This window comes from Bifidobacterium sp. W8110, from assembly GCF_016101375.1.
GTDB lineage: Bacteria > Actinomycetota > Actinomycetes > Actinomycetales > Bifidobacteriaceae > Bombiscardovia > Bombiscardovia asteroides.
On record NZ_JACFQO010000003.1, the window covers coordinates 102,293 to 122,203 of the forward strand.

General features: G+C 53.3%; 19 protein-coding genes. 17 read left to right on the forward strand and 2 right to left on the reverse strand.

Going from position 1 to position 19,911, the window contains the following annotated elements; genetic code table 11:
- Window positions 1-157 precede the first annotated feature (157 nt).
- The 4 genes from H3T88_RS06440 (at window position 158) to H3T88_RS06455 (ending at window position 5,553) form a co-directional block, all read left to right on the forward strand.
- Window positions 158-931, forward strand: a complete 774-nt coding sequence (locus tag H3T88_RS06440) for a pseudouridine synthase (RefSeq protein ID WP_198203994.1) — start codon at window positions 158-160, stop codon at window positions 929-931.
- Window positions 928-3,036 carry a bifunctional cytidylate kinase/GTPase Der gene (gene der, locus H3T88_RS06445; protein WP_198203995.1) on the forward strand — a complete coding sequence of 703 codons (2,109 nt, stop codon included), beginning with the start codon at window positions 928-930 and terminating at the stop codon, window positions 3,034-3,036. The genes H3T88_RS06440 and der overlap by 4 nt, the downstream gene beginning before the upstream one ends.
- A gap of 239 nt (window positions 3,037-3,275) precedes the next feature.
- A complete protein-coding gene (locus H3T88_RS06450) occupies window positions 3,276-3,752 on the forward strand; it encodes a GNAT family N-acetyltransferase (RefSeq protein ID WP_198203996.1) in 477 nt (158 codons plus the stop codon).
- Between the two features lie 442 nt (window positions 3,753-4,194).
- The gene (locus H3T88_RS06455; RefSeq protein ID WP_198203997.1) at window positions 4,195-5,553 is read left to right on the forward strand and encodes a HEPN domain-containing protein; all 1,359 of its coding nucleotides are present in this window, start codon (window positions 4,195-4,197) and stop codon (window positions 5,551-5,553) included.
- A 208-nt stretch (window positions 5,554-5,761) separates the two neighbouring features.
- Here H3T88_RS06455 and H3T88_RS06460 read toward each other — a convergent pair whose 3' ends face one another.
- Both H3T88_RS06460 and H3T88_RS06465 read right to left on the reverse strand, forming a co-directional pair.
- On the reverse strand, window positions 5,762-6,490 hold the full coding sequence (locus tag H3T88_RS06460; RefSeq protein ID WP_198203998.1) for an SdpI family protein: 729 nt from the start codon (window positions 6,488-6,490) through the stop codon (window positions 5,762-5,764).
- A 10-nt stretch (window positions 6,491-6,500) separates the two neighbouring features.
- Window positions 6,501-6,839, reverse strand: coding sequence for a metalloregulator ArsR/SmtB family transcription factor (locus tag H3T88_RS06465; RefSeq protein WP_110417199.1), 339 nt, complete (start codon window positions 6,837-6,839; stop codon window positions 6,501-6,503).
- Window positions 6,840-7,123: 284 nt separating this feature from the next.
- On the opposite strand from H3T88_RS06465, the gene H3T88_RS06470 reads away from it, so the two are divergent.
- From H3T88_RS06470 to H3T88_RS06530, 13 genes are all read left to right on the forward strand, one after another.
- Window positions 7,124-7,798: an HAD family hydrolase gene (locus tag H3T88_RS06470; protein WP_198203999.1), complete on the forward strand. Its 675-nt coding sequence runs from the start codon at window positions 7,124-7,126 to the stop codon at window positions 7,796-7,798.
- Window positions 7,799-7,987: 189 nt separating this feature from the next.
- Window positions 7,988-8,542 (forward strand): DNA repair protein, encoded by a 555-nt coding sequence (locus tag H3T88_RS06475; RefSeq protein ID WP_198204000.1) that lies wholly within the window; start codon window positions 7,988-7,990, stop codon window positions 8,540-8,542.
- 306 nt (window positions 8,543-8,848) lie between these two features.
- Window positions 8,849-9,889: a zinc-dependent alcohol dehydrogenase family protein gene (locus tag H3T88_RS06480; protein WP_232347221.1), complete on the forward strand. Its 1,041-nt coding sequence runs from the start codon at window positions 8,849-8,851 to the stop codon at window positions 9,887-9,889.
- 315 nt (window positions 9,890-10,204) lie between these two features.
- Window positions 10,205-10,936: an ABC transporter ATP-binding protein gene (locus H3T88_RS06485; RefSeq protein WP_232347222.1), complete on the forward strand. Its 732-nt coding sequence runs from the start codon at window positions 10,205-10,207 to the stop codon at window positions 10,934-10,936.
- A 32-nt stretch (window positions 10,937-10,968) separates the two neighbouring features.
- The gene (locus H3T88_RS06490; protein WP_198204002.1) at window positions 10,969-12,357 is read left to right on the forward strand and encodes a hypothetical protein; all 1,389 of its coding nucleotides are present in this window, start codon (window positions 10,969-10,971) and stop codon (window positions 12,355-12,357) included.
- Window positions 12,358-12,669: 312 nt separating this feature from the next.
- Window positions 12,670-13,203 (forward strand): ClbS/DfsB family four-helix bundle protein, encoded by a 534-nt coding sequence (locus H3T88_RS06495; RefSeq protein ID WP_198204003.1) that lies wholly within the window; start codon window positions 12,670-12,672, stop codon window positions 13,201-13,203.
- Between the two features lie 208 nt (window positions 13,204-13,411).
- Window positions 13,412-14,011, forward strand: coding sequence for an RNA polymerase sigma factor (locus tag H3T88_RS06500; RefSeq protein ID WP_332461021.1), 600 nt, complete (start codon window positions 13,412-13,414; stop codon window positions 14,009-14,011).
- A 10-nt stretch (window positions 14,012-14,021) separates the two neighbouring features.
- Complete coding sequence (locus H3T88_RS06505; protein WP_198204004.1) at window positions 14,022-14,867, forward strand: hypothetical protein; 846 nt, start codon at window positions 14,022-14,024, stop codon at window positions 14,865-14,867.
- Between the two features lie 107 nt (window positions 14,868-14,974).
- Entirely contained in the window at window positions 14,975-15,592 is a 618-nt protein-coding gene (locus H3T88_RS06510) for a hypothetical protein (RefSeq protein WP_198204005.1), read from the forward strand.
- Window positions 15,538-16,347 carry a murein hydrolase transporter LrgB gene (locus H3T88_RS06515; protein ID WP_198204006.1) on the forward strand — a complete coding sequence of 270 codons (810 nt, stop codon included), beginning with the start codon at window positions 15,538-15,540 and terminating at the stop codon, window positions 16,345-16,347. Before H3T88_RS06510 ends, H3T88_RS06515 begins: the two co-directional genes overlap by 55 nt.
- Window positions 16,348-16,432: 85 nt before the next feature.
- The gene (locus H3T88_RS06520; RefSeq protein ID WP_232347223.1) at window positions 16,433-17,278 is read left to right on the forward strand and encodes an ATP-binding cassette domain-containing protein; all 846 of its coding nucleotides are present in this window, start codon (window positions 16,433-16,435) and stop codon (window positions 17,276-17,278) included.
- Between the two features lie 17 nt (window positions 17,279-17,295).
- A complete protein-coding gene (locus H3T88_RS06525) occupies window positions 17,296-17,700 on the forward strand; it encodes a DUF2511 domain-containing protein (RefSeq protein WP_198204007.1) in 405 nt (134 codons plus the stop codon).
- Window positions 17,701-18,201: 501 nt separating this feature from the next.
- Complete coding sequence (locus tag H3T88_RS06530; protein WP_198204008.1) at window positions 18,202-19,845, forward strand: MFS transporter; 1,644 nt, start codon at window positions 18,202-18,204, stop codon at window positions 19,843-19,845.
- The last annotated feature ends 66 nt before the right edge of the window (window positions 19,846-19,911 follow it).

Sequence of the window (19,911 nt, forward strand, 5' to 3'; positions counted from 1 at the left end):
CAATCCCTTCGACGACAATGAACAACAACAGTTTCTACCTTAGGGCAAGCCAACAACACTTCCCTAGGCTCCGATATAGTATGATATGACCTTTCGGCGGCTGCAGTCGTCCAGAACGGTATCCGTTACATAACTATCAGGCCACGTTGGGAGAACGATGCCACATCCATACACACAGGCGATCAGAGCGCGCGAACAGGGGGAGGAAGGCATCCGCCTCCAGAAGGTGCTGGCCCAGGCCGGATTCGGCTCTCGTCGCAAATGCGAACAGATCATCACCCAGGGCAGGGTCGAGGTCGACGGCGAGCTGGTCACCACCTTGGGCAGCCGGGTGGATCCCTCCCACCAGCAGATCCGCGTGGATGGATCCCGCATCCATCTGAACGACAAACACGTCACGCTGGCCCTGAACAAGCCCCGCAAGGTCCTCTCGACCATGGACGACCCCAAGGGCCGGTTCACCCTGCGCGACATCATCGGGGATCGCTACGAGCGGGTCTTCCACATGGGCAGGCTGGACTACGACTCCGAGGGCCTGATCCTCATGACCGATGACGGGGAGCTGGCCCAGCACGTCATGCACCCGCGCTACGAGGTGGAGAAGACCTATATAGCCACGCTCAGCGGCCATATTGGCGGCAACGTCTGCCGGCGGCTGGTCAGCCAAGGGGTGGAGCTGGACGACGGCCTCATCCGCCTGGACCATTGTGCCATCATCGACCACAACCGCGAGCACACCATCGTCAAGGTGGTCCTGCATTCGGGCAAGAACCGGATAGTCCGGCGCATTTTCGGCGCCATCGGCTACCCGGTGACCAGGCTGGTGCGCACCCAGATTGGCCCCATCCGGCTGGGCGAGATCCGTCCGGGCTCCTACCGGGTGCTCTCCGCAACCGAGATCAAGGCCCTGGATAAGGAGGTCGGACTGTGATCACCGTCGCCATCGATGGCCCTGCGGGAGTGGGCAAGTCCTCCACCTCGCGGGCCCTGGCCGAGCATTTCGGACTGGCCTACCTGGACACGGGTGCCATGTACCGGGCGGCCACCCTCTGGTGCATGGACCGCGGGCTGGACCTGGACACGGATCAACCCGACCAGGAGGCGATGACCGAGGCCGTTGCCGATTCCATCACCGGTGGCCACCTGGTCATGGGACTGGACCCCGAACATCCCAGAGTCAGCCTGGACGACCGTGACGTGGATGAAGCGATACGCTCCACCAGGGTCTCCGAGCACGTTTCCGTAGTCTCTTCCATTCCGGCCGTGCGCCATGTCCTCATCGCCGCCCAACGGGCCATCATGGCCGACCAGGAGCGTGGCGTGGTGGCCGAAGGACGGGACATCACCACAGTGGTGGCCCCGGATGCCCAGGTCCGTGTGCTGCTGACAGCCCGTGAGGAGGTCCGCCAGGCCCGTCGCAGCGGCCAGGCCCAGGCTGGATCAGCAGGCGCCGAGGATCTGGCTGCCCGGGATGCCCGGGATTCCAAGGTCACCTCCTTCATGAGCGCCGCGGACGGGGTGACCACCGTGGACAACTCCGATCTGACCTTCGAGCAAACGCTGCAGGTCCTGATCGATCTGGTCTCCTCGGCCATGGAGGAGGACTCCTACGACGAGTACGCCCGGAACCTGGACGACTATGAGCTGGACGAGGAGGACCGTGCCCTACTGGAGGGCGGCTCCGAGAACCGGGATGACCGGGACCAGGGCCCCAAGGCCGTAGGCGTACTGGCCGTGGTGGGAAGGCCCAATGTGGGCAAGTCCACCCTGGTCAACAGGATTCTCGGACGCCGTGCCGCTGTGGTCGAGGACACCCCTGGCGTGACCAGGGACCGGGTCAGCTACGAGGCCGAGTGGGCCGGCACCCAATTCAAGCTGGTGGACACCGGCGGCTGGGAGAGCGATGTGGAGGGCATCGAATCCGCCATCGCCTCCCAGGCACAGGTCGCCGTATCGCTGGCGGATGCCGTCATTCTGGTCGTGGATGGCCAGGTGGGGCTGACCGCCAGCGACGAGCGAATCGTCACCATGCTGCGGGCCGCGGGCAAGCCGGTCGTCCTGGCCGTCAACAAGCTGGATGACCGGATGGCCGACTACACCGCATCCGAATTCTGGAAGCTGGGTCTGGGCGAACCCTATGCAATCTCCGCCATGCACGGCAGGGGGATAGGCGATCTGCTGGACGCCGCGCTGGAACAGCTCAGCAAGGCCGAGAAGACCTCGGGATTCCTCACTCCAGAGGGCTTGCGACGGGTGGCCCTGGTCGGCCGGCCCAACGTGGGCAAGTCCTCCCTGCTCAACCAGCTGGCACACGAGGAGCGGGCCGTGGTCCACGATGTGGCCGGCACCACCCGCGATCCGGTCGACGAGGTGGTCCAGGTGGACGGCGAGGACTGGCTCTTCATCGATACCGCCGGCATCAAGCGCCGCCTACACAAGATCTCGGGTGCCGAATACTACTCCAGCCTGCGCACCCAGGCGGCCATCGAACGCTCGGAACTGGCGCTGATCCTCTTCGATGCCTCCCAGCCCATCGCCGACCAGGACTTGAAGGTCATGAGCCAGGCTGTGGATGCGGGCCGGGCCATCGTCCTGGTCTTCAACAAGTGGGATCTGCTGGACGACTTCGGCCGGCAACGTCTTGAGCGGCTCTGGCAGACCGAATTCGACCGGGTCACCTGGGCCGAGCGGGTCAACCTTTCCGCCAAGACCGGCTGGCACACCAACCGGCTGGCCAGGGCCATGCGCACCGCCCTGGAATCATGGGACAAGCGCATACCGACCGGCAAGCTCAACTCCTTCCTGGGCAAGGTTCAGGCTGCACACCCGCATCCTCTGCGGGGCGGCAAGCAGCCGAGGATACTCTTCGCCACCCAGGCCTCCACCAGACCGCCGCGTTTCGTGATCTTCGCAACCGGTTTCCTGGAGCATGGCTACCGCCGCTATCTGGAACGCTGCCTACGCGAGGAGTTCGGCTTCGAGGGCACTCCCATCCAAATCTCCGTGCATATCCGCGAGAAAAAGAAGCACAAATGAAGCAGGTCCCTGGCCCGGTTCTATAGTCGGCCCAGGGACCTTTCCATAACCCCGCAGCTCGGGCGCAACACCGCGACCATCTCACTCCAGCCACAGCGCAATTCGTAATTGGCTGACGGAATCCGTGTCAATCTCGCGGTTTAGATTTTATTGATCAACTTTTGAAACACCTGAACGGGGTCTTTGTACCATCACTAGCCGTAATAACCCTGAGCCTGAAGATTGAATAAGGATCAAATATGAAATTTAAGAAAATAGCACACTTAACTCAGGCAAATGCAGACCAGATTGCCAGAAAATGGCATTACAGCGATACTTATGGTTTTTATGATATGGAAAATGATCTAGAGGATTTTGAAGAAATAATCACTCCAAAATTGCGTGGAGATAAGTATTACCAGGTTTTGGATGATCAAGATGAACTGGTTGGTTATTTTTGCCTGGAAAGGCTATCAGAGGAAAAAGTGGAAGTCGGATTGGGATTGAGACCGGATTTAACCGGACGAGGTCTGGGATTGAATTTTGTTACAGAGATCGAAGCATTCATACAGACTAATTTCAATTACAGAATATTAGTTCTATCAGTAGCTAGCTTCAATAAACGTGCAATTAAAGTTTATCAGAAAGCTGGATTTAAAACGGATGGTTCTAAACTGCAGAAATCAAACGATGGTGTATATGAGTTCATTAACTTAAGCAAAACTTTGAATCGATAATAATGAAAAACAATCCTCCACGATTGTAGAGGATTATCGAAGAATCGATATAAAGACAACCTACAATCTGCGAGCGGGCAGTCAGATAAACATTGGGTAGGGCACTGTTGAAACGAGTGGATTCGAAATTTGCTCCTCCCGCAAGAGGCCATTCTCGGATTTGCCTCATGAATGACTCAGATAGGCCGCGGTTTAGGAATTGAATAAATCTGATAAGTATCCGCACTGCGCTCTCCATCGGTTGATGGCGAGATTGCTTAGCTGTTCGCGGTGAGTTTAAGTCCCAAAGGATTGGAGACCGCTCCGGACCAGAAGAGGCTTGATAAGCGGAGACTAGATCTGTCTAGACAGCTATACACAAAATCTCAAGAGTGTAAATGATTTATAGTATGGATAATATCAATTACTAATTATCAACTATTTCGATTGTGAGTAGTTAAAAATGGCGCATAATAGCAATGTTCTTTTACCGGGGGTGATTAGAGTGGGAACTCTCGTCAGCGACAATCCCCGATTCCCTGAGATGCAGGTGCCGATACGTGTCACTGAAGCCGGCATTGAGATAACTATATCGTGGAAAGATGAAGATTCTATTTCTCGCTTATGGTCTGATGGTGTGACCTATGCGGACGATCTTGATAAGACACAATACCTATATGAAGTACCTCGAAATCTCTGGTTTTACGATGTAGACGGTAGTATTGCTTTATTAAATTGCCGCGAAGACAGTATGACTCGGAGAATAGGCGGATACGGTGGAGGCAGGGGGACAATAATTGCGGATTGCGCCGTGATGGGTGCAAGGTTACATAAGAATTATCAAAAAATATATGGATTGCGAACTTCAATCGTCGGTCTGAGGCAATGGGTTGGAAACAGTAGCATCGCAATAGAAAGTCCGTCAGATAAAGATTCTCATAACATGTCCGAGACGCTTAACATTAAAAGCCCTGATGACATACATCTTGAAAACAATCCTCTCGGGTACATTCACTTTGATTGGTCACTTTCTTATTCTTCTAAAAATAACATCTGTACAATAAACGACAAGACATACATAGAGACCAAATCATCCCGACTTCTGTCTTGGCGAAGCGCAAAGCACTTGTCTAGAGCACTACAGGATTTGCTGCGCATCTCATATGGAGAGAACCGTGATTTAACTGATTCACAAGTCCTCCGTTCGCCCAATCCTGCAACTACTGTAAACAATGAAATCGCCACTGAAAAATGGTTGCCACTAACTAAGGCGATTCACGAACCCTATGAACCAAAATATAATCTAAACTTGATTCCCTATAAAGAGTTGAAGGAAGATGGCATACAAAAATGGCTCTCATTGTATGATCAGATACCGCGAGCAATTGACCCAATTGTAGATTCTTTTACATTAAACAAAGCTACAGCTGATGTTCGGTTATTAGAAGTAGGTTCTGGCATGGAGGCCTTAGGATATTATTTGCTGAAAGCCGGCGGCAAGAACAAAAAAGATGCCAACAAGTTTAGTTTTAAAGATAGATTAAAGCTAATAACTGAAAATCTCGAAGATATCCTTCCTTTTGATGTTAACGACTGGATAGAGCAAACCACATCGGCGTATAACGGAATAAAACATGCAAATAGGAAGAGACCTGACATAATAGTGTGCCTAAATACGTGGCAAAGAGCAGTTCTTGCCTTCAGATGTTGGATAGCGCTCGAACTTGGAATTGATGAAGATCTTTTAAAAAATCGTGCGAAGATGGATCACATGCAAGGTCGATACAAATTACTTTGGGATGATGACAAAGAGCAGGAATGAACATCATCAAATAGGTCTTTACGTATTCTCTATTTCCTTAATTACAGGAAACAATCTATAAATTGCTGTAATAAAGTATTACATTGCCGGATACTTGATTTGATCTAAATCAGCTTTAAACCCCTTCTAACTAATTCAAAAAGGCTCTTACTTATATCCTGATTAAGCGTTTACAGTCATCTTTTAACCTCGGTATGACATACAAGAACTAGCGGTGGTAGACGGGTCCGCCCTGGCCGGCATACTTTCTTCCAGCGTATGAACCATAGGCAAAAATGAGTACAAGGACGATTGCCAGAGCCGTTCCACAGGTCCAATAGAGCCTAGCTCCGCTATAAGCCAGGGCAGACAGGATCATGACCACGCCCAGAATCATGAAGAGCACACCGCCAAACTGCTGACAACGGCGCCAAGCCTCGCGGCTGGAGTAGGCACCTGGCACCCGAAAACCGCTGATGCCATTGGGTCTGATTTTAGGAGCAAAATTGCCGATGACTATGAGAGCCAGACCGGTCAAGAGAATGACGACCTTATCAATGCCGAAATCCGTCGGCCACCAGTTCAAATGAGGATCGGCAGCGGCTATGGAGAACGTATCTATAACCGCGAAAACAATCTGCATGTATAGCCCACCCAGCAGAAAAACAGTTAAGGTATGTCCCGCTTCATCACCACGTTTAATCAAATATGCGCGCAGGACGAACATCATGATGGTCCAGATCAGCGCAATGACCAGACAGATGCATGGCATCCAAACCAGCTCCTGGGGAGAGCCCCAGCGATCCACCTGGTTCTTTGCATTCCAATGAAGCGGGACCTTTTTATTCTGCAGATGATTAACCACTATGCGGGTTACGCCCAGCATGATCATCCCCGGCAACCACTGAGCCACGACCAGGGTCGGGACGAACCGACCCGCTTTGCCGCCATCTGCCATGAAAGTCCCCTTAGGACTCCGAAACCGCCGTCGAACCAGTTCCCTTGCTCACAGTCTGCGGCTCGGGCAGACTTCTCTTGTCGCTGGCGCTTGTCCGCAGGCGGTAGAGCCACTGAATGGTGCTGTCCAGCACACTCAGATTGAGTTCGTAGATGACCCTGGTGCCCTGCTTGTGGCCGACAATCAGGTCTGCTTCTTTCAACTTCCTCAGATGATAGGACAGCTTGGATGGCGTCATTCCCAGCTTTTCGGCCAGGCGTCCAGCCTCCATGCCGCCCTGCTCCAAAAGATCCAGCACACGACGACGCAGGGGATCAGCCAGAGCCGCTGTTGTTTCCTGAATAGCCATAAGTCTCCTTTTTCGATGATTTTCTCTAGTATTTGCATGCTAACATTGTTTCAACCAATATTGTATATCTTCTTCAACTTTTATCTGCTTTTCACTCACTGAGCGCAAAATATTTGACAATCGAGGGGACTAATGCCTTACGCGGGAACACTAAACTGTTGAACATACCTGCTTTTCTGAAGCCAAGGGTGATTGAGAGGAACATTGGCTCAAACCCGGTGAGCCGGACCTGATCCGATGTCATGCTACTATGAATAACTTCGGCGAATAGGAGAATTTGCGGCATGGGCGAAAATGAAATAAAAGTCAACAATGGCAAGGCCGCCATCTTCGACCTCGACGGCACACTTCTGGATTCCATGGGAGTCTGGAAGGAAATCGACCAACGATTCTTTGCTCGCCGCAACATCCCCATGCCGGACGATTACGCATCTGTAGTAGCCTCCATGCAGACCGGTGCCATTGCCAGATACACCATCAACCGCTTCCACCTTGACGAGCGCCCAGAAGATCTTGTGGAGGAGTGGAACGAGGACGCACTCCTGCTCTACGCCACAGCTGTGCAGCCCAAGCCACACGCACTCGATTACCTGCAAGCGCTAAAAGCCAGCGGTGCCGCCCTGGCTGTGGCAACCAGCCTCCCTCCCCGCCTGCGACAGGCTGCTCTGAAGCACGCTGGGATGACCGATTGTTTCGACCAGGTCTGCAGCGTAGATGATGCCAAAAGCATCGGCAAGGAGGAACCGGAAATCTATCTGTTGGCTTCGCGGATGCTGGGCGTCACGCCTGACCATTGCACAGTGTTCGAGGATCTTCTGGTCGCCGTCGATTCGGCCAAGCGCGCTGGGATGAAGGTCTGGGCCATGTACGACCAGTCCTCGGCAAAGGAATGGGATTCCATCCGCTCTGAGGCCGATGGCGCTATCACTGATTTCGCCCAGGCGCCTGCCATACTCTGACTCGCTCCGCACCGGCTGGAGCCGGCTGTTACCATGAAAAGCGTCAAATAATTCGGTGGAGGCGTTATGGGCAATTCAGGCAAGGTAAATGCCGGTTGCTCAAGGTGGCTGTACTCACGTTTGCTCGCTCGTCTGGGATTGCAGAATTGGTGGCCAGCAGAGACTGACTTCGAAATGATGATAGGAGCGGTGCTGGTCCAACATACAGCCTGGGGAAACGCGGCCATGTCCATCGAGCAGCTGCGCAAGGCCAACCTGCTCAACCCCTACAACATGGCCGACGTCGACCTGGCAAGACTGACGAACCTGATCAGATCAAGCGGCTTTATGAAGGCCAAGGCACGCACCTGCAAAGCCCTGGCTAAGTGGCTGCTAGCTCACGGCATCCGCAAGGCTGATGTTGAGGACTGCACGGATGAAGGTCTGCGTGACAGCCTGCTCACCATTGCCGGAGTCGGACGTGAGACGGCGGATGTCATACGGCTTTATGCCTTCGGCCAGCGTTGCTTTATCTGGGACGCCTATGCACGCCGGATGTTGGACGGTCTGGGGTGGGCCTCCTTACGGTCATACCAGGAGGGCGAAGAGTACGAGGCGGATTTTATTCGGGTTGATCAATGGTCACTGAACGATCTGCGTGAATATCACGGGCTGATTGTCCAAGCAGGCAAAAACCATCGCAACCCCCAGGCCTATGCTGCCTTCCTTACGGAACTTGGCAGCCCACAAAGCTCCTCCAAATGAGTTCAATCGTTGAGGTTCGGCCTATGACGTGCATGCAAGGATGCATACGATTTATCACAAGACCTATGACGATACCTCAATACGCCACCTCTACATAGCAACCCTTATACGGCATCCCTATAAAGCACCTATATATGGCTGCATCTTATGACCGTATTCCCGTGTGACAATCTTGTCCGCACCTCTGTGAATCGCGCACAATAAGGCATCGACTTGACTTCAAGCGGATTGAACTCCGTAGACTATGTTTCATCCGCATACTTGGCAGACATATATGCCAGGTAGTGAAGAATGGGGAGCATGAGCATGAAGGCAGCAAAGTTTGTGAAGCCAGGCCGCATCGAGCTGGAGGAAGCACCGATGCCGACCATCGAAAAGCCCGGAGATGCTGTGATTCGGGTCGTCCGGGCCTGCGTGTGCGGATCCGACCTGTGGTGGTACCGGGGGATTTCCTCAATGCCCTCAGGCAGTCACGTAGGGCACGAAGCCATCGGCCTGGTCGAAAAGGTGGGCTCCGATGTCACCCACGTCAAACCTGGTGACTTCGTCATAGCGCCATTCACCCATGGCTGCGGGCACTGCGCGGCCTGCAGGGCCGGCTTCGACGGTGACTGCCTTGATCCGGACAGGCGGGGGAGCGGCGGGTACCAGAGCGAGTATCTGCGATTCACCAATGCGGATTGGGCGCTGGTGCAGATTCCAGGCCGGCCTGAGGACTACAGCGACCATATGCTCAACTCTCTGCTGACCCTCTCCGACGTGATGGCCACCGGTTATCATGCAGCCGCTACAGCCCAGGTCAAAGGGGGCGATACGGTCGTAGTCATGGGCGATGGAGCGGTGGGTCTGTGCGGAGTCATAGCAGCCAAGCTGCGTGGGGCCGAACGCATCATCGCCATGAGCCGGCATGAGGACCGCCAGAGGTTGGCGCGTGAATTCGGGGTCACTGACATTGTGGCTGAACGCGGAGACGCTGCCGTGGAGCAGGTCATGGCCCTCACCGACGGAGCCGGAGCCGATGCCGTCCTGGAATGCGTGGGCACCGAACTGTCCACCGACACCGCCATCAGGGTGGCCCGGCCCGGCGCAGTGGTCGGCAGGGTGGGTGTGCCGCAGCAGGCCACCATGGACACCTCTAAGCTGTTCTGGCGCAATGTTGGGCTGCGAGGAGGCACGGCCGCAGTCACCACATATGACAGGCATCTGCTGCTTGATCAGGTGCTCAAGGGCAGCATCCAGCCAGGCAAGGTCTTTACCAAGCGCTTTGCCTTGGATCACATCCAGGAGGCCTATGAGGCCATGGACCAGCGCACAGCTATCAAATCCCTACTGCTTGTCAGCGAATGAGGCTGCAGCAGTAATCAGCTGATTCCCGCCGCTACTGACTTTGCCAGTGGCGGCGCGTAAGCATGGCTGCTCGAACATGTCCGTTATTTCGAAAAAATCAGGGCCGAGTCAGGGATAATTCAGGGTAAATCAGGGTATTTCATCCCTTCTTTCGCTGATATCAATGGAATTGACTGATGACGACAAGGATGACCGTCATACAGGGGCAAGCGACGAACGAGGGCACATGACATCTGCGAGGCGAATCAGCATTACTGGGCGTAGATGCCTCCGTCTGGAAGGTCGTCGATGATCATCCAAGGGAAAGATGCAACTATGAATAACCCCAACGTAAGCGAAAGCAGAGGCCCGACACCAACGATTGAAGCTACGGGGCTGTCCATGGTGGTCTCCCCGCGCCGCGGCGATTCACTGACCATTCTCAATGACATCGCATTCACTGCCTATCCGGGGGAGATGACCGGCATCATCGGGCCGTCAGGTAGCGGCAAATCGACGCTGCTGTACTGCCTGGCTGGGCTGGAGAAGGCCACTAGCGGCACTGTGCTTCTGCTGGGCAAGGACATAACTCGTCTGGGGCTGTCGGCCATGACCAAGTTCAGACGCCAGCATCTAGGCTTCGTATTCCAGTCCTACAACCTGATCACCAGCATGACAGTCGAACAGAATCTGGCTCTGCCATTCACCCTTCGCGGATCCCGCTTTCCCAGAAAGACGGCGGATTCCCTCTTGAAGTACTTTGGCCTGATCGATCAGAAAAAGAAAAGCGTCACCCTGCTGTCGGGCGGCGAACAGCAACGTGTTGCCCTGGCCCGCGTCTTGTTGTCCGACGTAGACGTGGTATTCGCAGACGAGCCGACTGGCGCTCTGGATCAGGAATCCGGAGAAAAGGTCATATCGGTGCTGAAGGAACTTGCCAACCACGAAAAGAAAACCATCGTACTGGTGACGCATAACAATGAGGTGGCGGGTCAGTGCGATCGGCTGTTTGCCGTGCGCGATGGCCGTATCAGCCAATCATTCTCTGCGAAAGCGCCCATGGCATGAGAGGTGCCCTGTCCGAACTCAAAGCAGCGCCCATGGTCTGGAGCGCCGTCTTGCTGGCCATGGTCGTATCCCAGACCGTCATCTGCTCCCTCATTGCGGTCGCCACGATCATTGATCAGGACCATCAGGGCCCGGAGCAGGAAATTGGATCCACATACACTGGTCCCGCCTTGGCATTCAGCGTGATCATCACCGTAGCTGTGCTGCTATGGGTCATGAACTCAGCACTGAATCAACGACGGCATCAACTGGCGCTCATGGTTTTGCAAGGCGCTTTGCCTTGGCAACTGCTGGCCTGCAATCTGCTGATTGTCATGGGATTATTCATCCTGTCTGTTGCAGCCACCTGCCTTTTGCTGCCGGTGATTACGCCCTTGACCTTCGCCATGGTGACAAATCCATTAGATTTGCATTTGACCTATGCCGGCAGCCACCTGTTCGATTCGCCGGGCAAAGGCCTCGCTTTCAGCGCTGCGCCCATCTTCATAAGCACCTTGTTGACTATCCGTTCGCTCTCGAAAATACGACCAATGGAAGCCCTCAGGCAATCCCAGAATCCGCCAAAGCGGATAGGCGTCTTCCGCTTCCTCCTGGGAATCGTATGCTTGATTGGTGCTGGCTGCATGTTGCTGATTCCAGCTTTTGCACTTGCAACTAACCCTCGTGCCAGTCAGATGAGCAGCGATGCCGCTGCGGATCGGATGACGGTATTTCTCGCCTTCGCCATGGGCGGCATGTTCCTCCTGATATTCTCGCTGGCAGCTTTCGCGCCATACCTCTTGCCCGGCTTCACGGCGATATGGACACGTATTGTGGCGTTGCCATCCAGAACCTGGAGGCTGGCAGGCCAGCAGGCTGTCGGCAGCATACAGCGCCAGGGAGCGACGATAATCCCGATGACTGCGGGTCTATCATTGCTGATGACCGTCGGCGGAGGGTTGAGCACAATGATCACCACCTTGCTAGTCGCTTTTCCCCACACACCAGGCAGCACTGTTCCGGCGACCACAGACATGTTTGCGAGTCTCTCGGCGCTCACCGGACCGCCAATGATCATCGCGATAACAGGTGCAATTGCAGGCACCTTGATCACTACCAAAGGCAGAGGACTTGATCTGGCGTTGACCTACGTATCAGGTGCTGGAATCGGCCAGCTCAGAGTATTGGGCGCGCTTGACGGCATCATCACTATGATTACCAGCACACTGTTCTCCCTGGTCATCACCTTGCTCTGCACCTCATCCCTGACTTTCATGCTCTCACGCTTCATGGGCAAAGCACAGATGAGCGTGCAATGGGGCGCTTGGATTGTAGTGGTGCTCATCGCATCCCTGCTTGGTGCCGCAGCCACAGGTATCCAAGCCCTGACCACCAGGTTCGAGAACTCTGTCAGTGTCATATCTCATGCCATCGGCGAGTAATAAAGCCTCGCCGCATACACGCGAATACATATTTGAGCCACAGCGAGCCTGCCGACCTCTGTCATTCCTCCATGTCTCTTGTTAAATAAATTAAGTCGGTATATGCAGCGCTCGGCTTGATGAATTCAATTGGTAGGTGCAACTGTGGGCACTTGATGGCTTTCCACCAATACAGGTAAACACAGGAGTATGCGACGATTTCCTACACGCGAGCATTTGCAAGGCTCATATAGGGTACAGTCAATGACAAACCGTGAAAGGTGACGATGAACCAGTCAAACCTTGTCAACAACAGACAAATGGAGGACCGTCATGGCGCGACCGACCACCAAGGAAGAACTCATCAAGGCGGCTGATGATGGCTTCGACAAAATCATGGCGCTGCTTGAGCCACTGACACCCGAAGAACGCAATGGCCGCTTTTCCTTCGACCTGAGCAAGGAGAAGGGGGCTCATTGGGCACGCGACAGGAACATCAAGGATGTGCTCGTCCATCTCTACGAGTGGCATCAGCTGCTGTTGAACTGGGTGGAGGACAACCAGGAGGGCAGGACCCACGACTTTCTTCCGGACGGCTACAACTGGCGCAATTACGGCGAGATGAATGTGAAGCTGCGGGACAAGCATGATGACACCACCTATGATCAGGCCTTGAACCTGTTTATCGAATCCCATAAGAAGGTCATGGCCCTGGCGCAATCGTTCACCAACGAGCAGCTATTCACCAAGGGCGCCCTCCCATGGACAGGCAACTCTACCTTGGGCTCTGCCTTCATCTCTTCAACCTCCAGCCATTACGACTGGGCCCTGAAGAAGATACGTAAGTACTTGAAAGGACGCAAATAAGCGCTAGGACACCTACACCTGATAAGAAGTTGCTTGATACGCAGACGTTAATGAGTTGTCTTGCGACGGGATTCACAGGATGGGCGACCCTAAAAGCAGCATCCCAGTATATTCGTAATAGCAATGGAGCATAACCACGATAACCGCTTGTATAACAGTATGCAGGACGTTATCTAGGATGTAGACAAAACAGAGAAGGACATCATCGGTGAAACGATCTCGCATTGATCCAGATGCTGATGATATAAGGCTGATCAAGATGGTGGCTGACGGAAATGAATCAGCCTTTGAAGCACTTTACCATAAGTATGCCCATACCGTCCAAGCCTTTATTGCCTTGCGAATATCCGACGATGAGGATGCCAGTGAAGTTTTTGCTGACACATGGCTGGGCTGCTGGCGTTCCTCAAAAATCTTCCGCGCAGACAGCAAGGTGCTTACCTGGATACTCAGCATTGCCCGGCGGCAAATCTATATGAAACGTCGCAAACCGAAACCACCTGACCAAATGGATCAGGCGGAACTTGACTCGATAACCGATGATCAGCTGGAGCCTGTAGAACTGGTCAATAGGGATCTGACGATGAGAATAATACGGCAAAGGATTGATGCACTCCCAGCAGAAATGGCATACACGGTGACGCTGGCATGGCTTCACGAGTTACCCTACCAGGAAATAGCCTCCCTGCTCGACGTTCCGGTCGGGACTGTGAAATCTCGCATTGCCCGGGCAAGACAGATTCTGCGCCCGCAGTTGACCGACCTCGCTCCAGTCAAAACCCAAAACTGCAAAGCCAGAGATAATTGAAGGGGTGATTATGGCAGACCGATACAAGAGCACAAGCCCAGACAGCACAGGCCCAGTCACCGAAGAATACCGGGGTGAAGTTCAAGAGGCGCTTAGAGAGAAAGAGCAAAATGCCCAGCCGGCAGTTCCGGCTTTTACTAGCGTAATGAAGGCCATCCACCAGAAGCCGTCGCTGGCAACGGATCAACCAATACCATTCATGCGTCGAGTGCGTTCCTGTGGCCCGCTTGTTCTGGCACAATTACGCCTCATACCGCGATATATCTTACTGGTGGAAATTGCGATAGCAGCGTGCTCCGTTTTAATTAGCAACCTTATGCAAGGTGCACGTTACGGCAGTCTCGGTACGCATATCTTTTCAAATATACTCATGCTCAACATGGCACTGACCATGATCCTGGTCTTTTCCATTAAAGATGATCGTGAATTAATGCTCAGTATGCCCCTGGGACCTCAAGTTGTAGTAGCTACTAGGCTATTGCTGGCCTTTATCTCCAACATTGTCGTCGGAGGAGCAGCCTTATTGATTGTCGCTGCCATCAACCCTGGAATAAGGCCCCTGCCAGTTATTGCCCAAACCATAGCCCCCATAACACTCCTGGCGAATATCGTGGCCCTCTTATGCATATGGCAATGCTCTTGGATTGCACTGCTCCTAGGGGTACTTGCACCACTATTGAGAACTTTGCAGAACTTTAGGTCATCATTTTTCCTACCGGCATGGGTCAATTCGGCACCCACTACCGCCGCAGCCTGGGCAGGGTTCATCCTCGTTACAGTGGGACTCATATCTGCTGTTATCCTTACAGCCCCTCTTGCCTGGCATACTCGACTCGCCGGTGGAGATAAAAATTAATGAACCTTTCCATCCTCTCTCGCTACTAACTAAGCAGACGGAACGAGTAGCGAGCAATGTCTGGCGGCAGCCGAGACCAAAACCAGATATGAGGAAGGTGGACGAGGTTGGCTTTCGTAGGTATACAGCTCAAGAGGCTTTATAGGCTGGCATTACTGCCATTCATACTAACCGCAGGTATTCTTCTTGCGGGCTTCGTACTGGAGGGCATCTGGTCATTGAGCCGCATACGGCTGGTTATGATGGTTCTTACTCAGGTGCCAGTATTTGCTGCTGGCCTATCTACAGCTTTTGTGCTCAATGGTGACCCAATCGTTGAACTTGCTGAGTCAACTCCAACTGGATGGCGGAAAGTTCAAGTGACCAGGCTGCTTATCATTACCGGAGCATTTCTTGCTGCCGAAGGCCTTCTTTTTATTGGCTTGCATGTGATGCGACTTTGGCCACGTGACATGGGATGGGTGAGCATCATTACCCCGGTTGGCAGTATATTCATTGTCAACTGTCTGGTTTTCCTTATAGCCGTACTCACCACGTCTATGCCAACATCGTCGCTGGCTTCCATAGCTATTTGGCTGTTTTTATGTTTTATATGGGATCCATACATCACCGATCCGGTCCGGCAACGACTCATTCCATTGTTTATTGCAGCAGCAGGCGCAATCTTCGGATGGAAAATCTGCAATTATGCGGAGCGCAATGTTATAAAAATGGCAACCCTATGAGGATACTGAGCCTTGTACGCATCACGCTACTGATGTTTTATCGGCGCAAAGCCTTGTGGATAGCCAGCATACCGCCGGCGATCTTCGCCCTCTTTTTGGCCTATGCCTCTCCTATGTCACCTGGATTCAACAACACAGATGGTCTGGTCTTTACGGGACAGGTTCTTGCTATGTTCACCCCGTTGGCATACGCAGCATCTTTTAGCGACCTTATGACTGCCGGCAGGCGAACAGGTATGGACGAGCTTGAATCCACCTCCCCCTTGCCGATGGCAGTCATCCGCTCGGCTCATGTCTTGGGAGCCTGGGTCATCTGCATATCGTCTTCCCTGCTTTTCCTTGTATTGATCGCGGTCCACCAAGCCTTTAAAGGCAACGGTAAGGCAATACTGGTGGCCCTGGCATTAGCACTTGTCATACTCTCACCATCAATGCTGATCGCTATGGGGATATCCGCCCTGCTAGGAGCCCTGTTGCCCACAATCGTAGCCCGAATTCTTGCCGTCCTGGCATGGGCCTGGCTGGCTTTCTATACCCCCCTATTGCCACTTCCAACGCTCAATGGCGGCCCGCTGGCCGTCATTGGCGATCCCATTGCCCAAGGATGGTTCCATACAGATCCTATGTACGTACCGGCGAACGGCCCCTTTACCGTCCAATCGGGAGTCATATCCTTGCTCTGGCAGGCGTGTATTATCTTCCTTCTCTTCACTGGCGCAAACATAGCCTCCAACCACATGAAAGTTCGGGTCTGACTATCCACTGACTTTGAAAGGAATTACTCACATGTTTATCTCTATTGACCATCTGACCAAGGATTTTCGGGGGAGACCGGCCGCTTTGAACGATCTGACCGTTGATCTTCCACAGGGCATGATAGGGCTTATTGGTCCAAATGGTGCCGGCAAAACAACCCTCATGCGCATTCTCACCGGAATAATCAAACCGACTAAAGGTAAAGTTTTTATTGATGGGCAAGACCTGTCATCGCCGGCCAATAGGCGAAATCTAAAACGACACCTGGGTTATCTGCCTCAGCACATCACCCCCTACGACAACCTGTCGCCACTTGAATTCCTTGATTATATCGGCATCTTGAAAATGATTGACAACAAACACGTACGGCAGGAGCAGGCACATACCCTCCTGGGACAAGTGGGATTGGAAGACGTGATGAACCTACCTATCCGGGGCCTATCCGGGGGTATGAGGCGCAGGGTTGGCATCGCACAGGCCCTTATGGGCGACCCCCAGCTGCTGGTAGTCGACGAGCCCACAGCAGGGTTGGATCCCGAAGAGCGCATGCGGTTCCGCACACTCCTTGCCCAACTGGGACAGGATCGAACCGTTATCCTCTCCACCCACATACTCGATGATGTTGCACAAACCTGCCCTTGGGTGTGCGTATTACGTTGCGGACGCAACCAGTATGACGGGCCGACAGAGGGGCTGATCCATGAAGCTGCCGGTCACACCTGGGTCACGCCCCCCATCGCAGCCCCACCGGATAATGCCACAATCATCAACGCGGAACCTACCCCACAGGGGACAAGGTACCGCATAGTCACCGACACCCCGCCCGCAGGCTCTGTCGAAACCGCACCCAACCTTGAGGACGGATATATGGCCTTAGCCAGTGAGCAGCAGATACCGCCTCTTACAAGGACACCCAATACTCAAGTATGAAAGAACGCCGAACAATTATGAAGCGAACCAAGCAGAGCCTCAGGACCCTTTCCCTTATATGCGCCACAATTATGCTGACTGTTGGGGTTGGCGGCTGCACTGATGGCATGAGGCACCCTGAAGAATATTCCACCGATGGAAGCAATAAGGTTGCAGCCACCAGTAACCCGCAAGCAATTTCAAAAGAAGAACTGGGACACACCTGGCCTCTGAAGGTAGATAAAGGCACCGTGTCATGCAAGCTCAGCAAGCATGGAGACCCCATCCTCCGCTTTACCACCTCAGATGGCGCACAGTACGCGCTGAACCAGGTGCAAGACAATGAGAATCTCAAAAGCATTGAAACATTAAAATCAGATAAGAGTAAGTCAGTAGGAACTCTGATGAGTTTCGCCTTCTCGGTCTGCGACATATCAAAATAAACCAATTTACAGTGCCCAACAGATAGCCAAACGGTGGGCAACAATGACGACAGGTCAACCAGGTTGACCGCGTGGAGAATGTCCTCACATTGCATTGTCTGTCGCTGATGTTGCTCATTCATAGCGTCAGGCGAATCCCGCTCACATTGGCCAGTGGAGAAGGCAGTTGCTCACGGGTCTTCTGGGTAATCTGCCTGCCATAACTATTGATCCCCCCCCCCACCAATTGGCTTATAAAATCACTCGATAAACTGCGAGACAGTACTTTTCCCAGCACTAGAGGGCCCTATAATTCACACAGTCAGATTTCCACAAACTGTTGCATTGCTGATCTTCTAGCCCCAGCTCTGACACGGCTGACATCATGTCATCCGAATGGGGGACAGAGATACAGCGACTGGGATGACATAAGAAGCGAGAATATCTTTTTACTCTCATGGTGTAGCGCTTCCAAAGCCGATTACGGCGATACCAGTTGCGCAAACACAAAAGGGAGACAGCATGCAAGATTGCGAAGTCAAGAGACAAGAAGACCCCTTGCCAGTGATTGAGTGTTCACAACCTCCTATCAATCACAAAAAACTCAGCCTGATCATGATTGGACTTATTGTCGCCGTCTCTATGACCAACATAGATTCGACAATCGTCTCCTTATCGAGTCAGGCAGTCCAATCAGGTCTGGGTCTGACCGCAAGCGGCATACAGTGGATTGTCAACGCCTACATGCTGGCTGCGGCCGCCACTTTCCCCATCTGCGGGCATCTGTCTGATCTAGCGGGCTACAAGCGCATCATGCTTTCAGGTACATTCCTTTTTGGAATGGGCAGTTTATGTTGCGGACTTGTTCCTGCAAATTCACTCTCGCTGATGCTGATGATCTTCTCCCGAGCGCTCCAAGGCATTGGTTCAGCCATGATGTTCCCGGCCGCTATCGGTATTCTGTTCTCCTACTCGGCCGAAAACAAGAGGGCCGGAAATATGGCTCTGTTCTTCGCCATCACAGGAGCCATGACATGTTTGGGCCCCATTCTGGGCTCTTGGCTGATTCAATACTCCTGGCGCGACATCTTCTTTATCAATCTGCCTCTGGCTCTGGCGGCAATCGCCATGATCGTCTCGATGATTCCGAAGGACTCACCCACAACCGAACCCGGTAGTCAGCATATTGACTGGGCTGGCGGCCTGGCCGTAGGACTCGCCATGATAGCTCTGATCGTGCCGATTCAACAGGGCAGCACCGTTGGCTGGTCGGATTGGCGCATTATTGCCAGTTTTGGTGCCAGCCTTGTGCTATTCCTTGTGTTCGGCTTCTGGGATTCGCACGTTGACAATCCAATCATTAAACTCAGAATCTTCCGCAACCCACCATTCGACATTTCCCAGCTCGCCATGTTGGTAGCCGCCGTGATCTTCCAACCCATCATGTACTTCCTCAGCGTCTATGGGCTCCTTGCACTCAACCGGTCAACATTGATGACCAGCCTATTCATCCTCTACTTTTTCTTAGGTTTCCTGGTTTCCGCCTTGTTAGGCGCCCAACTCTTCAACAGACATGGCATGAAACCGGTATTGCTGATTGCCGGCTTGATAGCCGCAACGGGTTTCTCCCTCATGTCGCTTACAGCCGGTTCACTCGATAAAGGACTGCCCTCCAATACCGTCTGGCTGTCACTTTCCATGGTGGTTGCGGGTGCAGGGATCGGATTCATGTTCTCGCCATCATCCACTGATGCGGTCAATCGGGCCATCAACGCCTCTTATGGCGAAGTCACTGCCATCAATCAGACCTTCAAAAACTTCGGCGGCGCCTTGGGCATGGCAATGCTTGGACCATTGTGCACCCATTATTTTGCCCTGGATATTCATAAAGCCTTGGGCAAGTACGGAGTAAGTGCATCCCGAGCGCAAGCCATCGCAGATACTATTGGATCCGGAACTTCGGCAGGTGCTCAATCACAATTCGCCAGTATGCCCCGATCCATGCGGAATATGATCATGCCTCTGATCAGGGCCTCCTATGCCAGCGGCAGCAGCAAGGTCTTCCTAGCAATGGGTTGTCTGTCCTTGCTATTCATTCCCTTGGCTCTCTTGTATCCCCGAAAAGGCAAGCAAATTTTCGCTGGTAAGACAGTCAAAAACCAATGAAGATCCCGGTTTCGAGGCTCGGAAACAGGAAAACCCGACGATTTCTACAGGCATTTTGGCAGTAGG

Excerpts from the sequence above, each read along its gene's own strand:
- H3T88_RS06460 (WP_198203998.1), bottom strand. The coding sequence starts at position 6,490 with ATGGCAGATGGCGGCAAAGCGGGTCGGTTCGTCCCGACCCTGGTCGTG.
- H3T88_RS06505 (WP_198204004.1), top strand. The coding sequence starts at position 14,022 with ATGGCAGACCGATACAAGAGCACAAGCCCAGACAGCACAGGCCCAGTC.
- H3T88_RS06470 (WP_198203999.1), top strand. The coding sequence starts at position 7,124 with ATGGGCGAAAATGAAATAAAAGTCAACAATGGCAAGGCCGCCATCTTC.
- H3T88_RS06440 (WP_198203994.1), top strand. The coding sequence starts at position 158 with ATGCCACATCCATACACACAGGCGATCAGAGCGCGCGAACAGGGGGAG.
- H3T88_RS06490 (WP_198204002.1), top strand. The coding sequence starts at position 10,969 with ATGGTCTGGAGCGCCGTCTTGCTGGCCATGGTCGTATCCCAGACCGTC.
- H3T88_RS06530 (WP_198204008.1), top strand. The coding sequence starts at position 18,202 with ATGCAAGATTGCGAAGTCAAGAGACAAGAAGACCCCTTGCCAGTGATT.
- H3T88_RS06485 (WP_232347222.1), top strand. The coding sequence starts at position 10,205 with ATGAATAACCCCAACGTAAGCGAAAGCAGAGGCCCGACACCAACGATT.
- H3T88_RS06480 (WP_232347221.1), top strand. The coding sequence starts at position 8,849 with ATGAAGGCAGCAAAGTTTGTGAAGCCAGGCCGCATCGAGCTGGAGGAA.
- H3T88_RS06450 (WP_198203996.1), top strand. The coding sequence starts at position 3,276 with ATGAAATTTAAGAAAATAGCACACTTAACTCAGGCAAATGCAGACCAG.
- H3T88_RS06525 (WP_198204007.1), top strand. The coding sequence starts at position 17,296 with ATGAAGCGAACCAAGCAGAGCCTCAGGACCCTTTCCCTTATATGCGCC.
- H3T88_RS06455 (WP_198203997.1), top strand. The coding sequence starts at position 4,195 with ATGGCGCATAATAGCAATGTTCTTTTACCGGGGGTGATTAGAGTGGGA.
- H3T88_RS06495 (WP_198204003.1), top strand. The coding sequence starts at position 12,670 with ATGGCGCGACCGACCACCAAGGAAGAACTCATCAAGGCGGCTGATGAT.
- H3T88_RS06515 (WP_198204006.1), top strand. The coding sequence starts at position 15,538 with ATGGAAAATCTGCAATTATGCGGAGCGCAATGTTATAAAAATGGCAAC.
- H3T88_RS06465 (WP_110417199.1), bottom strand. The coding sequence starts at position 6,839 with ATGGCTATTCAGGAAACAACAGCGGCTCTGGCTGATCCCCTGCGTCGT.